The organism is Schaalia vaccimaxillae DSM 15804, from assembly GCF_000420425.1.
Lineage (GTDB): Bacteria > Actinomycetota > Actinomycetes > Actinomycetales > Actinomycetaceae > Pauljensenia > Pauljensenia vaccimaxillae.
Genome location: NZ_ATUX01000005.1, coordinates 372684 through 387098, shown reverse-complemented (window position 1 = coordinate 387098; position 14415 = coordinate 372684). Strand labels below are relative to the sequence as shown.

Below are 14415 nucleotides of genomic sequence, written 5' to 3'. Positions count from 1 at the left end.
CCACCCGTCAGGAACGTAAAGAAGAAACACAGTAGTAACAACCACCACGGATCCCACTCGCTAGATGCCCAAAAGAGGACAAATCCCGCCTCTACAAGGCCAGTTCATCAGTGGTGCCCCAAGTCGGGCTTGAACCGACGACCGACGGATTATGAGTCCGCTGCTCTGACCGACTGAGCTATTGGGGCCCCATCAGACTAGCGGCCAATCCGCCAAATTGCGAAATACACAGCCTGCCACGACTCAATTAGCTCGTATTCGAAGGATCCCACGCCATCCCCTCGATGAATAGTAGGAGTCAGCACCATTGTGATAAGTGAAAACACGACCATACCGGCGATCGCCAAACAACGCCCCACCTTTACCGCGTACAGCCACATCTGTTTCCAGCCAACTGGAGGTTCGCATATCAAACTCACCCAACGTTTGTAAGTAGGCATATTCGGCCTCGTTCATCAAAGTAACTCCCATTGCTGTGGCTTGCCCGCAAGCACTCCCGCGCGGAGGATGTTTTGTCCGCGATTTGAGGGCTTCATCGTCGTAGCACAAAGAACGGCGACCTTCAGGGGTTTCTGGGGCACAGTCAGCAAACGCAAAGACCAACCCACCGTCGTCATTGGCAGCAATAACATCAGGCTCTCCACCCGTTTGTTCCATTTGCGACAATGACGCAAGGACCCGCGGGCGGTCCAACAAACAGCGTTCCACGTCTCCCCACTCAACATTTGGGTGACGAGTTGGGTTAAGCAGGAAACGCTGACGCAAAATCTCAATCATTGATGCAGTCTAGCCATCTGGTCACATCGACGTGAATGCTCACAAGGAGCCACGAAAAGGCCTGACACCATCAGGCGCTGCGTGGTCAGAGTATGGGGCATTGCCACATCCTATTAATCACCCGCAAAAACAGACACAGTCGCGTGTGTTAGTAGGCACCAGTTATTCTTAAAACGTTGATATTCCAACGATCCGTCAGCAGGCTTGGTGAGCAAATTTTGACGACTGTGTCTAATTCTGCGGGCGCCCCTCAAAGAGCACCCCGCGAACGTCAACCACACCTACCCACGGACGCAAGACAGGATTAAACCCAATGCCTACACCACTTAAGGTCAGGGGAATGAGCTGACGGTGCAAGACAGGGTTAAATGCCCCAGTGGTTACACCAATGCCTGCAGTAGGCTTTTTGTGGCTATATTCGAAACGACTCCAACATCAAGTTTCCTCAATGTTGGAGCCGTTTTCTATCTGGTGGACGCCGGTGGACTCAGCCCGAACACCTGGGAGCGGCTGGAACGGCTGAGTTCCGCGTGGGAACAGGCCAAACGGGGCTTGGCCAGCCAGGAACTGGCAGCCCCCGAGCAAGGTCCCGGGGTGGTGTTGAACCCAACGAGACGGTCCCGAACACCACTGACGCCGGAGGAAGTGGACACGATCCGAACCGCCCGGAGCGACGGTCAGAGTGCCACTGCTGTTGCGAAGCGCTTTGAAGTCCATCGAGGCACGGTGTGGGCGAAAACGCGATGACGTGTGTAGCGCGCCCACGAGCCGGAGGAGTGCGGTCCGTCACGGTTTGCCTGCACTCACCGCTAGCGTTATCGGCATGACGGACCATCCACCGGCAACCCCCTACGGGTCTGCGCGCGATCTCCCCTCAGTCAGGGAGTTGGAGCAGCAGATGGCTGCGTTCAGACTGCTGGGATTCCTGCTGCCACGAGACCAGCGAAAGGAACTCAAGCGCCTCCAAGAAGAGCATCGGCGGATCACGGATACTGTCGACGCGTTCTATGCCCTACTGGGTCCCCGCAGCTGGGTCTTCACTGGCGATCTAAATCTAGAAGCCATCGCTGAAATCATCTCAGCTCAAGACCCTGAGGTCGCTGAGCGGCGGCTCATCGAGTATTACCAAACGCAGGAGCGAATTTCATTCCCGCTTCGCCGACTCAACCGATTCGACGAGATGCGGCCGCGCATCCCCTTGCTGCGGAAGGCCCTGGTTGACTACGAAGCAGGTCGCTTCTACAGCACCGTTCTCGTTTTACTCTCAGTCATGGATGGGTTCGTCAACGACTTGGACACCGCTCAACGCAAGGGGTTGCATGCGCGGCCACCCGAGGACATGGTTGCTTGGGACAGCGTCGTTGGGCACCACCTGGGCCTCAGCCACGCCCACCAGTCATTCATCAAGGGCCACTACAAGATGAGCGTGGATGAAACCACCGAACTATCCCGTAACGGAATCATGCATGGAACACTGGTGAACTACGACAATGAAGTCGTCGCGACAAAGGCATGGAACAGGCTGTTCGCAGTCGCCGACTGGGCCGACTCCCGGAGACGCCAAGCAGCCCCGGTTGAGCCCGTCCCAACGTTTCGCGAGGCGCTGGCACGTTGGCGCGAAGTACAAGCGGACAAGACCAGACTTGACCAATGGGAACCCCATGAACACCAGAAGGGATCGTTTAGCGATCACCCCTCGGAACTCGTCGCCGCCTGCACGGACTTTCTCGAACGCTGGAGTAGACGCCAATGGGGCCCAATGGGCCAACACTTCATGCAGTTTGGCCCCACGCAGCGACCCGTCGGTCAGCTCGCCGAAGAGGCAAAGTTCCTCTACCAAGAGTTGAGACTTGAAGAGTGGGAGATCCTCCGCGTCCGCCACGTGGCGGCAGCAGTCGCGCATACTGACGTCAGACTGACTGTCAATGCCGAGCGACATCAGACAGATCTGCGCTGGGTCCGGATCGACGAGAGTGGAAAAACCGCCCCAGAGTGGCAGGTAGGCCGCTGGTCGCTGTCCCAGTATGGACCGGCGCACTTCCTCAAATCTGGGCCAGGCTAGCGCCGTGAGGCGGCCGACGCCCAGCCGCCCACGCCTCTTGCAGATCGAGGCTAAGGCCTCAATGCCCGCGCCCTCGGGCGAGAGAGGACCTCCGCCTGGTGTCGCTGAGGCCATGCAGCTACCTTTACACCGTGGGAGACTTGAGCGTGGACCTCGACGAGCTTCTTCAAGTGATGGACAGCGCTGCGGCCAACTTGGCCAAGTTGGAAGCTGTTTGGCAACGCGCTGAACCCATGATCCCCTCAGGGCCCGCTCGTGGATCGAGCAGAGAGTACGAAGATCTGCGGCGAACATGGGACGCTCTATTGCCGGGCTTACCACCCATCGACGGATGGTCCATCGATAAGTCACTTCCTGACATCGACGAGGCTGGCCAGGCATTCATTGACTACTTCGATATTGGCGAGCCGGCTTTCGACCTCATGAATGAACTACGGGAGCCCGGCGCTCAGCTCGCGGACTACCGCTTCCGGCTGGGGCAAGCACGCCGTCGCGCCATTCGCGATCGCCTCACGACCCTTGCGAGGACCATTACAGATACCCTCCCCAAGATCATTGAGGGTGTGCCGCGAGACTCGTCAGAGACTCTCGCGGATGAACGGACCACTGCGGTCAAGGCAGCCCTCGCTGAGATCGAAGGACTCCTCGGAGACACTACCGAACGTAGTGGACGGTGGGGCGACATGCATCGTCATATGCACTTCAGTCAAGGGCACGACTGGCACGACATTGCCGAGCTGGACTGGCCTTCTGTTCGCGTTGATCTTGAAGCCGCCAGCCTCTCAGAGGCTGATCCACTCCCTGTCCCTGACATCGACCTAGGGCAGGCGGCATCGGCTGGCCCGGCCGGGGGCATCTCCACCGCGATATTGTGGGCCACGCTCGATGATGAAGCGTTCGAACGGTTGCTCTTCGATCTCTTCATGGGATTCCCGAGCTACCAGAACGTTGATTGGCTCATGAAGACCCGTGCACCGGATCGGGGACGAGACCTTTCGGCCGAGCGCGTGATTCGTGATGACGGGGGAACGACCCGGACTGAGCGCGTTGTTATCCAAGCGAAGCACTGGACCAGCAAGTCGGTTGCGCCGATTGATATTCAGACTGCAATGGCTGCGCTGTCGACATGGGAACCGCCAGTCATTCGAGGGCTGATCGTTGCTACGAGCGGAAGATTCACATCAGATGCAGTGGCAGTCGTGGAGAAGCACAATGCCGACGGAAAGATGCCATTCATAGAGCTTTGGCCGGATAGTCGCCTAGAAACGCTCCTCTCTGAACGACCAGACCTCATCGCGACCTACGCCTTGCGGTCAAGTTCAAGCGACTAGCAAACTCGCTCAGCGAGGCGTCAGCACTGCCATCTGGAGCACCGTGCCCTCGATCTGCAAGACGCGTGGCAGCTCTATGGGGTCACTCGCGGAGGTGTGGAGGCTCGTCGGGCACGGACAGACTGTGAGCTGGTTCTGGCCGGTGGTGATACGGATCTGCGCGTCTTTGACGCATGGACGGGTTATTGGGTCGCCGAGTGGCGGTGGGGTCGCCTACGCTGGTTGGCATGTTGGTTTACGGCACTGCTTCGCTGCGTCTGCGCAGCCGCTGACGGCGGCGAGCACACTCCCACGCGTTGTTGCTCCCGCCCCCGGTGATCACGGCCGGGCGGCTCTTTAAGCGTGCCCGGCTCCGCAACAACCACGGAGCAAACAGTGCCTACCTATCGAGGTGGCCGTCATGAGCATGGCCAGAACTTCCTGACTGACCCATCCACCGTCGCCACGATCACACGGCTCGTGTCCGCCACCGAGGGTCCGATCATCGAGATCGGCCCCGGTGACGGAGCACTCACCTCGCCGTTGGCCCAGCTCGGGCGACCGGTGACAGCCGTCGAGATCGACACCCGGCTCGCCCGACGCTTGGCCCAACGGCTCCCGTCGCACGTGGAGGTCGTCGCCGATGACTTCTTGACCTACCGGCTTCCCACGTCTGCGCATGTGCTCGTCGGCAACCTGCCGTTTCACCAGACCACGGCAATGCTGCGACGCATCCTGCACGCCCCGGCATGGACCGATGCCATCGTGCTCGTGCAATGGGAAGTTGCGCGGCGCAGAGCGGGCGTTGGCGGTGCCACGATGATGACCGCGCAATGGGCGCCCTGGTTCACCTTCACGTTGCACAGTCGTGTTCCCGCTCGCGCGTTCACCCCGCGTCCGGGAGTCGACGGCGGAATCCTCACCATTCACCGTCGCGAACATCCGCTGCTGTCGCCGGCAGGGCGACGCCAGTTCCATGCCCTGGTCCACCGCGTCTACACCGGTCCCGGACGTGGGCTGGCCCAGATCCTCGCGCGCAACACCTCGCTCGGCTCGCCACAGGCGGCACAGGCGTGGCTGACACGCCAGGGCGTGAACGCTGCCGGACTGCCGAAGGACCTGCCCGTCGAGGCATGGGTGGACTTGTTCAAGACCACGGGCTCCTCGCCACCGTCCCGCCGCACGCAGTCGTCCTCAGGAAGGCGGCGGCGATGAGCATCGACCCCTCGTGGCGAGTCTGCCCGGACGAGACCACCCCCAGCCATGCGTGCCCGACTGAGACAGCCGTACACCATGCAGCACGGCTCCTCGCTCAAGACCCCGGACGGGATTGGCGACTTCGTGACCTTGCCGACCTCGTGCACCTGTCTACGTCACAATTGGGCAGGGCCTTCAGCCAACGTTTCGGGATGCCTCCCATCCAGTACCTGGCTCACCTTCGCGCCCACATACTGGCCGAGCTCCTGATAGAGACTGATCTTCCGATCGGTGTCGCCATGACACAGGTCGGGTGGCGCAGCCGCGGCCACGCCGCACGACAGTTCACCGCCATCGTCGGGGTCAGCCCATCCGCGTATCGACGTACCGCGACCCAACGAGCAAGCCTGAAATGCCCGTGCTGTGGACAGCGAAGCGAGTTGCCCCGATGACGGCCACAGAGCACTCTGGCCTCGGCCCTACCAGGACAGAGATCCGTGACACGGTCATTCGGATGCGAGCTGATCTCGCTCACCGGTGGACCTTGGCCGAACTCGCACAGGATGCCCATCTGTCGCCGTCGCGGCTCGGGGGCCTGTTCGTGGAGCAGTTCGGCGTCCCGCCGATCATGTTGCTGGCTCGGTTGCGGGTGCGGGAGATGGCTCGCCTGTTGCGGGAGTCGGACATGACGATCGCCGACATTGGGGTCCGGGTGGGGTGGCGGAATCGTGGTCATGCGGCGGGGCAGTTCGCCAAGATCATGGGCGTCACCCCAACCGCATACCGCAACCAGTATCACCAGCGGACCCGACAGACGGCAGACGATCTGACGGGTTGCTTGTGGTGCGGGCAGCCGCTGCCCGCCCCGGACGATGTCCGGGATACGCGCAGATTAGACGGTGATCTGCGCATTCATGCCTGATCTGCTCGACACAAGCCCCTTACCTGGAGTAGTCGTGGAGGCCACTGCCAGGGTGTTCCATCTGGGGCACGGTGCGCACCTGCAGAGTGAGCCGTCAGTGGGACCCCGGTATCGGGGGCCGCGGCGAGGCAGTGCGGATCGTGCACCATCCGGTTGGGTTGCACGGCTGGGGAAATTTTCCCCCGCCGTGAACCACCCCACCCGCCACCGCCCTGCTCGACTCCGGTCGAAGAGTCGGTGCCGGACATTTTCCGGAACCGTCACCACTCCAACTGTCCCCGTGGGTTCTGGGGTGGGGTGTCCACCTGTGGGGCATGAGGCATGCACGCACCACACCGAACGGGCGGCGGTTGATCGCCGAACCCGTGCCCCGGGGCGAGCCAGACATGGACCGGCTGGTCGCGCTAGTGCTGCACCTGGCCGACCGCCTCCACGACCAGACCGCACCTGTAGCCGACTCGACGACGAGGACCACCAACCATGACGACGACCGCCGACACGAAGATCCTGACCGTCCCGGGTGAGGGGCGGGTGACGGCGGTGACCTACCAGCGGGTCTCCACCAAGGAACAAGCCACCACCGGCGGCCGCGACGAAGGATTCTCCATCCCGGCCCAGCGTGAGGCGAACCGCCGCAAAGCCGAAACCCTTGGTGCCCAGGTGGTCGCGGAGTTCGTCGACGCCGGCGAGTCAGCCAGGTCGGCGAAGCGGCCCGAGCTGCAGCGAATGCTGGATTACATTGCGACCCATCAGGTCACCTACTGCATCGTGCACAAAGTGGATCGGCTGGCCCGTAACCGGCTCGATGACGTCGACATCCACCGCCAGCTCATCGACGCCGGTGTCCAGTTGGTCTCCGCCACCGAGAACATCGACGAGACCCCGTCGGGGATGCTGCTGCACGGGATCATGTCCTCGATTGCGGAGTTCTACTCCCGCAACCTCGCCGCCGAAGTGACCAAGGGCATGACCCAGAAAGTCGCCGCAGGCGGCACTCCAAGCCGGGCACCGATCGGCTACCGCAACATCCGCAAGCGCGACGCGCAGGGTCGGGAGTACCGGACCGTTGAGATCGACCCCGACCGTGCGCCCCTCATCCGGTGGGCCTTCGAAACCTACGCCAAAGGCGAGCACACCGTCCCCGACCTGCTCACCGAAGCCACCGCACGAGGATTGACCACGGTGCCGACGCCGAAGCGTCCGTCGGGGCCGGTGGGGCGGTCCACGTTCTTCAAACTGCTGCGCAACCCGTACTACATCGGGCAGGTCCGCTACCAAGGGGCTCTTCACCCCGGCGCCCACGAACCGATCATCGGTGTAGAGACGTGGCAGCAGGTTCAGACTCTTCTGGACACCCGCGCCACCGCCGGCGAACGCCGCCGCAAGCACGACCACTACCTGAAAGGCACCCTGTACTGCGGCACTTGCAAGGCGCGGTTGCAGCTCGACTATGCCCGCAACAAGCAAGGTATTCGCTACGCCTACTACATCTGCAGCGGCCGAGCCACGAAGCGCACCGCCTGTACGCGTAGGGCGGTGCCCGTTGGCGTCGCTGAGCAACTCGTTGCCGACTGCTACCAACAGATCACCATCACCGAACGCAGGTACCAGCAACTCGCAGGGCGGGTCGAAGCCGAGTTCGATCAACGCCTTGCCGAACGCTCCCAGGCCATCGACGACCTCACCGCTACCAAGACCCGGCTAGAGAGCGAGGCGGACAAGCTCCTCGAGGCCCACTTCGCCGATGCCATCGACCTCGACACCCTCAAACGCCACCAAGACCGCATCCGGGTTGCCCTGAACGACGTCACCCGGCGGCTGGAAGCGGAACGGCGTGATCACGAAGGCCCCCGGAAGCACCTCGCCACCGCACTACGACTCCTCGCCGACTGCGCCACCACGTATGAGCGCACCGACGACCACGGGAAACGGCTCGCCAACCAAGCCTTCTACCAACGCATCCTCATCACCGAAGACGAAAAAGCGGCGATCCAGCTCAACGAGCCGTTCGCCGCCCTCGCACCCACATCAACCGATGTCAGGTGTTCTAATACATCCAATCTGGTGGAGCTAGGGGGATTCGAACCCCCGACCTTCTCATTGCGAACGAGACGCGCTACCAACTGCGCCATAGCCCCAAGGACGAGTGCGAGTCTAACACTGCCTAAGCTCTAGATGCGAAATCACCTGGACGTTGCATGCCTCACGACGGGCCAGCCAAGGCCACATTTTACTGCCCTGCACACAGCTTCCCCACGCGCTGTATGTCCATGCACTAAATGCTGTGGTCACAGTGCTCGACGGGCCTCCAGCACAGCGTCAAGATCCAGCGCCACAACAGAAGAGGCAACAACCTGATCGGTGGAGCGCGTACCAGAGGTCAAAGTGACTTCGCTGGGACGCGCCGGAACGCGTGCTTCAACCTTCGGAATCCCCCGCAGGTCGGTGTCGGGATGGACCATGCGGCCAGCGATTCGCCCCCGCATGGCATAGGTGGGTGCAGGCACTGACGCCACTGACCAGGTACGCCGTTCCACCGAAGCCGTTGCTTCGCTGAGCACTGCGTCATCGTCAGTTTGGTCCACCGCGGTCGTATCGATTGGTTGGTCACCGGCAGAAGCACTGGCATCAGTGCTCACTTCCTCTGCGTTTGCCTCATCTTCGATTGGTTCGACTGACTCTGTCTTGGCACCTTCACTGATCACCTGGACGCGAGTCTCTACGATGGCTTCGCGAGCTACTACCTGTGATTCCTGCGCATGGGAATCCGCAGGCGCATCGCCGTCGCCTTGTACGCGGTCGTGCTGGTTGCCGCCACGCAGCTCGGCAAGCATCTTGGCTTCACGTTGCGCCGCTTTTTCGGATCGAACTGCAGCCAAACGCGATGTCCCGAGCTCAATCGCGAGGGCGAGTCCGGACACCAGCGTCCATGCCAGGCTCATCGGCGTTAGTGCTGCGACGATGGCAACGATTCCGGTGACGAGGGCGAGCACGGCGCTGATGACCATGCGGCGACGCCCGGCAGCGGCTTCTGCGGAGATGCGGGCTGCCCGTCGGGCTCGCAACTTAGCGATCTCACGGACGTTGTGATTCGCGCGCCGGTCAACGCGGACTTGCGGCTTGGAGGCTGCTCGTTCCATGTTGTCTCCACTCTCGAGGACGGCCACTCTTCGCAGTGCGAGGATCGCTGTTGTTGATTGCGTGCAGTTGCGTGTGAGCGGTTCCGGGTTTTTGATGATGCGCATCCGCGGGGAGAATCGATCGATCTCTCGGGATTGTGTGATCGCCGTTCGACGGGCAACCAGGTGCGGCACGGTGGACAGGATGATAACCAAGGTTGCAATGATGATCAGTCCGCCGTACTCCACTCGTTCACGCTAAATGAGCTTGGCGCTTTCTGGGGTCAGGATCGGTGGAGTGTTCGGTTTCAAACGCGGGTTTTTTGCCTCTCACATAGCAAGTGGGCAACACGTGTCACATCAGCAACACTGTTCACATCTGTCCGCCAGCATTACTGGCCGTCTCTACACCGCGCCCAGGCTCGTCGAGTCCAACTCCCCAATGATGAAGGACGAGGCCGCCAGCAGGCATCCCCTCTGCATCGCACACGAAGGCGACATGATCAGCCCACTGCCCGCCAATGTGCATGTAGCGTTCACGCACGCCCTCGCGCCTCAACCCCAACTTGTGACATAGCGCCATCGACGGGCCGTTTTCAGGACGCACGCAGATTTCAACCCGATGCAGCCCCAACTCCCCAATGGCCAAGTCGAGGACCACCGCGCCGGCCAAAGCTCCCACTCCCCTACCAGCCCACGCCTCAACCAGCCAGTAGCCCAGCATGGCTTGCGACATTGCTCCGCGCACGACATTCGACAACGAAAACTGTCCAATAACAACGCCGTCAGCCTCGACAACCATGACAAGAGCCTCACCTCTGCGCGCTTGCCGGTCTGCCTGACGGCAATATTCACGCAGGCTGGGCAGAACTTCGTCACTGCCTGCCGGAAGAGTCGCCTCCCATTGACCTAAGAAGGAGTGATTTTTTCGCCGTGCTGTGTCAATCCGAACGTGATCTGACCCCAGGGCAGGCCGGATAACGATGCGTTGCGGGTCCGGTGACGCCCCCGTGGAGGACGGCCGGATGAAACCGCGCCCCACAGGGTCGATACAGATCACCGTCAGGTCGCCGGGAAGGCGACCCCACACACGCGCAAAAAGGGGCATCAGTCCAGGACCATGCATTGGAGCCGATCGCCGGCTCGCACATTAGTCGTATCTTCTGGGACTACGGCGAGGGCGTTAGATTCCGCGAGCGCCGATAGCAGCAGCGAGGCGGGGGCACCCATGACTTTCGCTTGGTATCCGCTCTTGGGATCACCTACGAGGCGCACGCGCACAAACTCGCGTCGACCACGCGGTGAGTACCAGGAACGGTCCACTGTGGCACGCACGCTGGGCCGGTTCAGGACCGTCCAGCCCTGCATGTGTCGCAGCGCGGGACGCACAAAGATCTCGAAGCACACCTGGGCCGACACGGGATCACCAGGCAAACAGAAGATGGGGGTTCCTCCTTGACCGGAGTCGTCCCCTCCTACTGATCCGACACCCAGGATGTGGCCTGGCCACGCGGCGACATTGTCGAATCGCACCGTGCCTAGGGCGCCCAGAACTTCGCGCACGGTGTCGCCGGAACCGTAGGAGATTCCGCCCGTGGTCAGGATGAGGTCGGCTCGCACCAACTGGTCCTCAATGGTTTCGCGTAGTTTTTTACGTTCGTCTGGCACTGCGGCCACGCGGAAAGTTTGTGCTCCCGCGTCGGCGATTGCCGTTGAGAGAGCGTGTCCGTTGGCATCAAAGACGGTGCCGGGGCGGGCCTGGCGCCCGGGTTCGACGATTTCGTCTCCGATGGACAAGATGACGACCCGCGGACGCGGGTGGACAAGGACACGCGAGCGGCCAACCCCTGCCAGGAGCGCAACTTGGCGAGCTCCGACTCGGGTGCCGGATTTCAGGACAACTGTGCCTTCTTCAACGTCTTCGGCTCTGCGTCGGATATTTTCACCGACAGCTGGCCTGGTACGCACTTTGACGGAGGCAATGCCTCGGTCGGTGAAGTCGAGGGCGATGACCGCGTCCGCCCCGGAAGGCATGGGGGCACCCGACGCAATGCGGATGGCGGTGCCTGCGACGAGAGCGGCGGGGTTAATGTCGCCCGCACGGATTTCTTCCATGACTCTCAGCTCGACCTCGTGGTCAGGCCTGGCTCCTTCGAGGTCTGCGGAACGTACCGCATAGCCGTCGCAGGCTGCCAGGTCGGCTACGGGCAGGTCGAAGGGAGCTTGGACGTTCTCAGCAAGGACGCATGAGACCGCGTCGGCCAGTTGCACCTCGAGGGGCGGTTGCTGGCCGACTGCGGCGATGCAGTCTTGGTAGAAGTCGGCGACGGAGCGCATCGGTCAGTCCTCGAGTTCAGCTCGCAGGTATTCGCGCAGTTCGGGCCCTAGTTCTGGGTCTTCGAGGGCGAGCGCGACGTTGGCTTGGATGTAGCCGAGTTTGTCGCCGGTGTCGAAGCGACGTTCGTCGAGGACGACGCCGTACAGTCCGCCGCCTTGGGCCGGATCAAGGTCAATCATGCGCGCGTAGCCATCGGTGAGCTGGTATTCACCGCCTGCTCCAGGTTCAATATCTTCAAGCGCTTCGAAGACCGCGGGGTCGAGCAGGTAGCGGCCGATGACAGCGTATTCCGACTTGACCTCATCAAGCGGGGGTTTTTCAACAACGTCAGTGATTTTGACGAGTTGTCCGTCCTCCAGGTCAACTCCTTCTGGAATGTCAAGGAGCTCAACGGAGGTTGAGGCGTATGCGGTGGCTTGCTCGGGAGTGACTTTCATGAGCGCAACAACCGTGCCGCCAAGGGCGTGACGCACTTGGATCATCCTGGTTAGGAGTTTGGCGTGAGGTTCCATGAGGTCATCGGGAAGCATGACTGCAACGGGGGCATCGCCGACGTGGCGCTTGGCCTGGAGGATTGCGTGTCCCAGTCCCAGTGGTTTGCCCTGTCGGACCGAGTGGATGCGGGCGTACTTCTTGTATTCGCGAACGTATTCGAGAGCTCGGGTTTTGCCTGCTTTTTCGAGTTCTGCTTCAAGGCCTTCTTCGGCGTCAAAGTAGTCTTCGATGGAGGTTTTTCCGGCGCGTGTCACGAAGAGGACATCTTCGATACCAGCCTCGGTGGCTTCTCTCACGATGTATTCAATGGAAGGCCGGTCAACCACCGGCAGCATCTCTTTGGGCACTGACTTCGTAATGGGAAGGAATCGTGTTCCTCGACCTGCTGACGGGACAACTGCGTGGACTACTGGTTGGTTCTTGTCTGCCATGATTGAAACATTAGCCGACGGCAAGCCTGGAGGGCACCGATGAGTAAGGGCAAGGCGTTAATCAGGGCGGATATCCGCAGGGCCAGGCGTGACCACCACGCACTGGCCGAGGATTTTTTGGAGTCATGGCGGACGGTGCTCGCTGAGCTAGGTGTGTCCACTTCATCTCCGGCGGCTCTTTTCGTTCCGACAAGCAGTGAGCCGGATGTCATGGGAATTGTCCGTGAGTGTCGGCGCGCATTATTGCCCGTGCTTGTGGCGAACGGCTCACGTTTATTGGAACCCGCGTGGGGGTGGCACGAGGGCGGCGCCAGTCTGGTTCAACCTGATCCTGCATGGCCGGCGCAACCGGATACTCCGATCCTTGGTGCCGATGCTTTGGCTGGAGTCGATGTCGTCCTGGTGCCGGCTTTGGCTGTCGATCAACGGGGCAATCGTTTAGGACAGGGCGGGGGTTGGTATGACCGAGCCTTGCTCGAGCGCCGCGCTGGGGTGGCTGTGGTGGCCGCGGTTTTCGACGCTGAGTTTGTCGATGAGGCGACGTGGCCTGTTGAGGATCATGACTGCCGAGTGGATGCGGTGATCACTCCAAGTGCTGGTGTGATCTTGGGCGGTTGAGCCGTCTTTATCCACAGCTTTTCGGTGGCCGTTTGAATCCACAGCTTTTGCGCCGAGCCTGGAAAAGAGGCGAGATTCGGACCGATAGTCGTGCCATGTCGTTTTTATCTTCCTGGCCTTTTCTTAAACGCCTCCTGGTTTCCTTGTCGGCTCTGGCCATTGTGATGGGCATTTTCGTTGTTCTTTACGGCGCGTCACCAGGCATGCATGTCCTGGTGGCTTCACAAGACCTTGAAGAGGGTCAGGAACTGTCCAATGAGAATTTCACTCTTGTACGAGTACCCTCGCGGGCTGCGCCAGCCGATGCTGTACCCAACGTAAAGTCGATCGGGTCACATTGGCGCGGCCCTAAAGTTGCTCGGGGCACGATCATCACGGAGTCCCTCTTGGCTGGGTCTGCACAATCACGGGCACTTTCGTCTGGGAAATCGAGGGTTTCTTTGGTGTTGGATGCCGCTCATGTTCCTGAGTTAGCCGCTGGTGACGTGGTGGATCTATGGAGCATTCCTGTTGAGTGTGACGAAACCGTCTGTCCAGCTACTTTATTGGTGCCGAAAGTCCTAATAGCCTCTCTTTCGAACGAGGACGTCTCCCAATGGGAGGCGTCCTATTCAGTAAGAGCCGACGTCATCGTCGATTCTTCGTCAGTACAACAGGTTCTCGGACAGTCGGGAACCAGCACACTTAGCTTGGTCTTACGCGGCTCACATCCACCGGATCAGGCGACCGAATAGGAGAACCCCATGATTCAGGGCTTCAAAGACTTCATCTCTCGTGGCAACGCCATTGATCTGGCCGTCGGCATGGTGATTGGCGCAGCCTTCACCGCAGTCGTGACTGCCCTGGTCGAGCAGGTCATCAACCCGCTCATCGGCGGCCTCGTGGGCAAGCCGAACTTTGATAACTTCCTCGAGTTTTCTCTCGGCGACGCGGTCGTTCAGCCCGGTGCTGTCATCACCGCCCTCGTGAACTTCCTGCTGGTTGCAGCTGCCCTCTACCTGTTCATTGTCGTCCCGATGAACAAGCTGGCTGAGCGCAAGGCCGCTGAGGAGACCACCGAAGAGGACGCTCCCGCTCTGTCTGACGAGGCTCAGCTGCTCGTGGAAATCCGCGATGCCCTCAAGGCTCAGAAGTCTCTGTGATCCT

15 protein-coding genes, 2 tRNA genes and 1 pseudogene are annotated in these 14415 nt (G+C 61.0%); 10 read left to right on the top strand and 8 right to left on the bottom strand.

Annotated elements, in window-relative coordinates; all coding sequences use genetic code 11:
• Positions 1-111: 111 nt before the first annotated feature.
• Together G439_RS0101870 and G439_RS0101865 are read right to left on the bottom strand one after the other, a co-directional pair.
• Positions 112-188: transfer RNA gene (locus G439_RS0101870), tRNA-Ile, on the bottom strand.
• A 55-nt stretch (positions 189-243) separates the two neighbouring features.
• Positions 244-777, bottom strand: a complete 534-nt coding sequence (locus G439_RS0101865) for a DUF4256 domain-containing protein (protein ID WP_022867490.1) — start codon at positions 775-777, stop codon at positions 244-246.
• 823 nt (positions 778-1600) lie between these two features.
• Between G439_RS0101865 and G439_RS0101855 the strand changes: the two genes are divergently transcribed.
• The 7 genes and pseudogenes from G439_RS0101855 to G439_RS12895 all read left to right on the top strand — a co-directional run.
• Positions 1601-2839, top strand: a complete 1239-nt coding sequence (locus tag G439_RS0101855) for a hypothetical protein (protein WP_131333476.1) — start codon at positions 1601-1603, stop codon at positions 2837-2839.
• A 146-nt stretch (positions 2840-2985) separates the two neighbouring features.
• Complete coding sequence (locus G439_RS0101850) at positions 2986-4170, top strand: restriction endonuclease (RefSeq protein ID WP_207382249.1); 1185 nt, start codon at positions 2986-2988, stop codon at positions 4168-4170.
• Positions 4171-4545: 375 nt separating this feature from the next.
• Positions 4546-5364: a 23S ribosomal RNA methyltransferase Erm gene (erm, locus tag G439_RS0101845; RefSeq protein WP_022867487.1), complete on the top strand. Its 819-nt coding sequence runs from the start codon at positions 4546-4548 to the stop codon at positions 5362-5364.
• Positions 5361-5798, top strand: coding sequence for a helix-turn-helix transcriptional regulator (locus tag G439_RS12330; RefSeq protein ID WP_161664802.1), 438 nt, complete (start codon positions 5361-5363; stop codon positions 5796-5798). Before erm ends, G439_RS12330 begins: the two co-directional genes overlap by 4 nt.
• A gap of 62 nt (positions 5799-5860) precedes the next feature.
• Positions 5861-6268, top strand: coding sequence for a helix-turn-helix domain-containing protein (locus tag G439_RS12100; RefSeq protein ID WP_165544514.1), 408 nt, complete (start codon positions 5861-5863; stop codon positions 6266-6268).
• A gap of 386 nt (positions 6269-6654) precedes the next feature.
• Positions 6655-6792 carry a hypothetical protein gene (locus G439_RS12595; protein WP_165544513.1) on the top strand — a complete coding sequence of 46 codons (138 nt, stop codon included), beginning with the start codon at positions 6655-6657 and terminating at the stop codon, positions 6790-6792.
• Positions 6749-7780 (top strand): annotated as a pseudogene (locus G439_RS12895) (recombinase family protein); the annotation flags it as partial. The gene G439_RS12595 and the pseudogene G439_RS12895, both read left to right, overlap by 44 nt.
• A gap of 189 nt (positions 7781-7969) precedes the next feature.
• Here the strand turns inward: G439_RS12895 and G439_RS12670 are convergent.
• The 6 genes from G439_RS12670 to G439_RS0101805 all read right to left on the bottom strand — a co-directional run bounded on the left by G439_RS12670 (position 7970) and on the right by G439_RS0101805 (position 12651).
• Complete coding sequence (locus G439_RS12670; protein ID WP_207382248.1) at positions 7970-8110, bottom strand: hypothetical protein; 141 nt, start codon at positions 8108-8110, stop codon at positions 7970-7972.
• Positions 8111-8330: 220 nt separating this feature from the next.
• Positions 8331-8406 (bottom strand) — tRNA-Ala (locus G439_RS0101825).
• Positions 8407-8556: 150 nt separating this feature from the next.
• Complete coding sequence (locus G439_RS0101820; protein ID WP_243442530.1) at positions 8557-9408, bottom strand: hypothetical protein; 852 nt, start codon at positions 9406-9408, stop codon at positions 8557-8559.
• 352 nt (positions 9409-9760) lie between these two features.
• On the bottom strand, positions 9761-10495 hold the full coding sequence (locus tag G439_RS10770; RefSeq protein WP_022867484.1) for a GNAT family N-acetyltransferase: 735 nt from the start codon (positions 10493-10495) through the stop codon (positions 9761-9763).
• A complete protein-coding gene (locus G439_RS0101810) occupies positions 10495-11724 on the bottom strand; it encodes a molybdopterin molybdotransferase MoeA (protein ID WP_022867483.1) in 1230 nt (409 codons plus the stop codon). Before G439_RS0101810 ends, G439_RS10770 begins: the two co-directional genes overlap by 1 nt.
• Before the next feature lie 3 nt (positions 11725-11727).
• A complete protein-coding gene (locus G439_RS0101805) occupies positions 11728-12651 on the bottom strand; it encodes a UTP--glucose-1-phosphate uridylyltransferase (RefSeq protein WP_026459283.1) in 924 nt (307 codons plus the stop codon).
• 39 nt (positions 12652-12690) lie between these two features.
• Here G439_RS0101805 and G439_RS10765 point away from each other — a divergent pair, with 39 nt between their 5' ends.
• From G439_RS10765 to mscL, 3 genes are all read left to right on the top strand, one after another.
• Complete coding sequence (locus G439_RS10765) at positions 12691-13269, top strand: 5-formyltetrahydrofolate cyclo-ligase (protein WP_022867481.1); 579 nt, start codon at positions 12691-12693, stop codon at positions 13267-13269.
• 95 nt (positions 13270-13364) lie between these two features.
• On the top strand, positions 13365-14003 hold the full coding sequence (locus G439_RS0101795) for an SAF domain-containing protein (protein ID WP_022867480.1): 639 nt from the start codon (positions 13365-13367) through the stop codon (positions 14001-14003).
• A 9-nt stretch (positions 14004-14012) separates the two neighbouring features.
• Complete coding sequence (gene mscL / locus G439_RS0101790) at positions 14013-14411, top strand: large conductance mechanosensitive channel protein MscL (RefSeq protein ID WP_022867479.1); 399 nt, start codon at positions 14013-14015, stop codon at positions 14409-14411.
• Positions 14412-14415: the final 4 nt, after the last annotated feature.